This window comes from Shewanella sp. 4t3-1-2LB, from assembly GCF_017368415.1.
Taxonomy (GTDB): Bacteria; Pseudomonadota; Gammaproteobacteria; order Enterobacterales; family Shewanellaceae; genus Shewanella; species Shewanella fodinae.
This window is the reverse complement of record NZ_JAFNJD010000110.1, coordinates 1-1,094: the sequence shown is the minus strand read 5'-3', so window position 1 is coordinate 1,094 and position 1,094 is coordinate 1. Positions and strand designations below refer to the sequence as shown.

At 46.1% G+C, this 1,094-nt stretch carries 1 protein-coding gene; it reads left to right on the top strand.

Annotated elements, in window-relative coordinates; genetic code table 11:
* Positions 1 to 88 precede the first annotated feature (88 nt).
* The coding region (locus J3L11_RS18815) for an ISAs1 family transposase (protein WP_207571984.1) at positions 89 to 1,094 on the top strand (1,006 nt) is incomplete at its 3' end.

Below are 1,094 nucleotides of genomic sequence, written 5' to 3'. Positions count from 1 at the left end.
CAGGGTGGGATCATACTTTGTTAACAGCATGGAACTTATCAGTATCAGCATGATCTGATCAGGCATGTTATTCTACTCAGCCTAATCCATGTCCTTGTTTGACCATTTGAAACTCATTGAAGACCCACGCTCATATATCAACTTGGAACATAATTTGGTTGATATCATTTTCCTCGTTTTAGCCGCAACCGCTTCCGGTTGTCACGGATGGCTTGAGATTGAGGAGTTTGGTCATGAGCACTTGTCATGGCTCCAGAAACATCGGCCTTTCGCAAAAGGAATACCCACTCGGCACTCTATTGCGCGGATCATTAAAGCAATTGATGTTGAGATGATGGTACTGGCATTGTTTCGCTGGACGAATAGTTTGAGAGCCTCTGCCGGTAAACCGTTAATCGCCATTGATGGAAAAACCCTTCGTGGCGCAGTTAATCAAAACGGTACGGAACAAGCATTACACCTCGTCTCAGCATTTGATACCGAGCAAGGACTTGTCCTCTATCAACAAGACACCAAAACCAAAGGCAGCGAAGTGGCGACCGTTCGCGAATTACTGCATATGTTGGATATCCAAGATGCCGTATTGACCTTTGATGCACTGCATTGCAACAAAGAAACACTTGCTCAAATTGTAAAGCGTAAAGGTGACTATGTTGTTCAAGTGAAAGGTAATCAACCAACACTGAGAAAGACGATTGAAGCGCTATTTCAGCCACACTGGGAGACGAATGCCACCGATATCCCAATGTTTGAGGAAAGCGACAAGGGACACGGTCGAGAAGAACGTCGTACCACGTTTCAAATTCCTGCCTTGTTGCCAAAAGAGCTTGCCAAGCAGTGGCCATCCGTCAAATCGCTAATCGCCGTTGAGCGCGAACGTAAGCGCAATGGCACGACGACTATCGATACGCATTACTACCTGAGTTCATTGGATATTGAGGTAGAACTCGCCGCTCGGGCTGTTAGGCAGCATTGGCACATCGAGAATCAACAACATTGGGTACTGGATGTCACGTTCAAAGAAGATATGTCGCGGATAGGCGATAGAGACAATGCGAAGAAAATGGCGTTATTTCGCCGTATTGTGCTCAACT